The 2685-nt window shown below is 64.2% G+C and carries 3 protein-coding genes; all 3 read left to right on the plus strand.

The genetic code is table 11. The features are described from left to right. Positions 1–368: hypothetical protein (locus tag ATO6_RS24680; RefSeq protein WP_217899068.1), on the plus strand; the 368-nt coding region annotated here is incomplete at its 5' end. 96 nt (positions 369–464) lie between these two features. Then, positions 465–1994, plus strand: a complete 1530-nt coding sequence (locus ATO6_RS24685; RefSeq protein ID WP_088626565.1) for a hypothetical protein — start codon at positions 465–467, stop codon at positions 1992–1994. A gap of 127 nt (positions 1995–2121) precedes the next feature. Continuing rightward, on the plus strand, positions 2122–2685 hold a 564-nt coding region (locus tag ATO6_RS24690), incomplete at its 3' end, for a hypothetical protein (RefSeq protein WP_141102084.1).

A 2685-nucleotide genomic window follows, 5' to 3' on the forward strand; every position in this document is an offset into this window, starting at 1 on the left:
CCGATATCGAGATGCGTCTGACGCCCGCGGGAAACATGCATATCAAGGGCCAGCTCTTCACCGGCGGGTCCTGCGCCGCGGGCTGCGACCGGGTGTTCGACGCGGATTACCCGCTGCCGACGATCGCCGAGCAGGCGGCGATGATGCGCGAGAAGCGGCACCTGCCGAACGTGGGACCGACGCCCGAGGAGGGGCCGTTCAACATCACCGCGATGACCAGGGGCATGCTGAACGAGCTGGAGAAGGCGCATCTCTATATCGCGCAGCTCGATGCCCGCGAACGGTCGCAGCAGGCCCGGATCGACGCGCAGTCCGAGGCGCTGGCATTGCTTCAGGCGCAGGTCGACAGCCTCATGGCCAGCCGGTGATCCAAGGGGGCAGGCCCCGGTTTGGGGTGCTGCCGCAACCATGCTAGACTTTGATTTTATGGCACGCATGTCGTGCGTATTTTCTGGAGATATTTCATGAAGACCCGCTTTCCCGCCCTGTTTGCCCTGTCCCTCGCGCTGGCCCCGCCGGTCGCCGTCCAGGCCCAGGACGTGTTCACCGGCGATGTGGTCATCGGTGGCGAGATCACCCAGAACGGATCGAGCGCCAATTATTTCAACGGGTTCAGCACGTCCTTTAACGGCATCATGTGCGTCGGCAGCAGCTGTCAGAGCGGCGAAAGCAACGGCTTCGGATCTCCGCCGCTCAAGCTGAAATACACGACGACGGATATCATCTTCGAGGACACGAGCACGACGGCGGGAATCCAGAGCGGTGACTGGCGGCTCAAGATCAACGACAGCGGCAGCGGCATTGACCGGTTCACCATCAAGGACGAGGACGACAATACCATGCCGTTTACCGTCGAGAACGCGGCGCCGGACAACTCTCTCTGGGTTGCAGGCAACGGCAGCATCGGGCTGGGAACCACGCTCCCGCAGGCCAACCTGCATATCGTCGACAAGGGCGCGTTCGGCGAAGCCGGTGTCCGTCTGGAGGACACTGTCGGAACCTCGTATATCTGGGATATGCGGGGCAACGACGCGGGGTTCTACCTTTACGATGCGATCGCGGGCAAGCTGCCGTTCCAGGGCCGGCCGGGGGCGCCGTCTTCTTCCATCGAGATTGTCGGTGACGGCAAGGTGGGGATCGGCACGGGCAGCCCCGCGGCACCTTTGCACCTCAAGCGCAGCAACAATACGGCCGCGATGCTGATCGAGGATACGGGGGCGGGGCCGCTGGGTCCGCTGACGCTGAGGAACAACGGCATCACCTTCTTCCCGCTCGAGGACAGCTCGATCGCCGCCGGTGACGACACCGGCCGGTCGTGGAACTTCCAGAACCCGGCGGGGACCTTCCGGGTGACGACGGCGCCGGGCGGGGCGGCTGACGTGGAGATGGTGCTCGACCCCGGCGGGAACATGACGCTGGAGGGGGCGCTGCACTCGATCGGCGACGGGGCCAAGCTGGTGGCGGAGAACCACAGCGGCACCACGGCGGCGCGGGAACTGATGGCGCGGAAGAACAACGGGATCGTCTACTTCAGCCTCGAGGACACCTCGCGGGCGGCGGGGCCGGGTATCGGTCGGGCGTGGAACTTCCAGAACCAGTCTGGCGAGTTCCGGGTTACGACCGAGCCGGGCGGTCCGTCCGATATCGAGATGCGTCTGACGCCCGCGGGGAACATGCATATCAAGGGCCAGCTGTTCACCGGCGGGTCCTGTGCGGCGGGCTGCGACCGGGTGTTCGACGAAGACTACCCGCTGCCGACGATCGCCGAGCAGGCGGCGATGATGCGCGAGAAGAAGCACCTGCCGAACGTGGGCCCGACGCCCGAGGACGGGCCGTTCAACATCACCGCGATGACCGGCGGCATGCTGAACGAGCTGGAGAAGGCGCATCTCTATATCGCGCAGCTTGAGGAGCGCGACCGGCAGCGGGCTGACGAGGTGGCGGCGCTGACCGCGCGGCTTGTGGCGATTGAAGCTGCGCTGACGGTGCGCTGAGCGCCAGGCAAGAGAGTTTGACGCTGCGCTTTCCATCGATCGAAAGACGCAGGGCGAGATTGACAGGTCCGCGCAGACCGCCTTTGCTAAACGGGAAATAATTTCCGGTTTTTCAAAGGTGTTTTCCATGACCAATTTCAAGGCCCTGATTATCTCCGCCACGGCAATGATCCTTGCCACCGGTTCGCTCAGTGCACAGGTGCTCGAGGCCTCCTCCGATGCCACCATCCGCGACCGGCTGTGCGTGGGTGGCGGGTGCGCCGACAATCCCTCTCCGGACTTCGCCGCCGACGCCTCTGGCGCGTCGCTCGAACTCCGCGATTTCCGCACCCGGATCGACTTTGTCGACATTTCGACCGACAGCTTTCCCGATACCAATTGGGCGATTGAGGCCAACGAGCCCACTCTTTCCATCCCGAGTGGCGGCACCGAGCATCTTGCGGTCCGCGACGAAAGCGCAAGCACCGTGCCGTTCCTGATCCGGGGCGGCGCGCCGACCAATACCATGTACATCTCCGCCGATGGTGCGATCGGCATGGGGACGAGCATTCCACGACAGAGCCTGCACATCGTCAACAAGGGCACGCTCTTCGAAGCCGGTATCCGGTTGGAGGACACCATCGGAACACCGTATTCCTGGGATATGCGGGGCAACGACGCGGGGTTCTACCTTTACGATGCGATCGCGGGC

The organism is Oceanicola sp. 22II-s10i, from assembly GCF_002210105.1.
In the GTDB taxonomy this organism is placed as follows: Bacteria; Pseudomonadota; Alphaproteobacteria; order Rhodobacterales; family Rhodobacteraceae; genus Pseudooceanicola.

Excerpts from the sequence above, each read along its gene's own strand:
- ATO6_RS24685 (WP_088626565.1), top strand. The coding sequence starts at position 465 with ATGAAGACCCGCTTTCCCGCCCTGTTTGCCCTGTCCCTCGCGCTGGCC.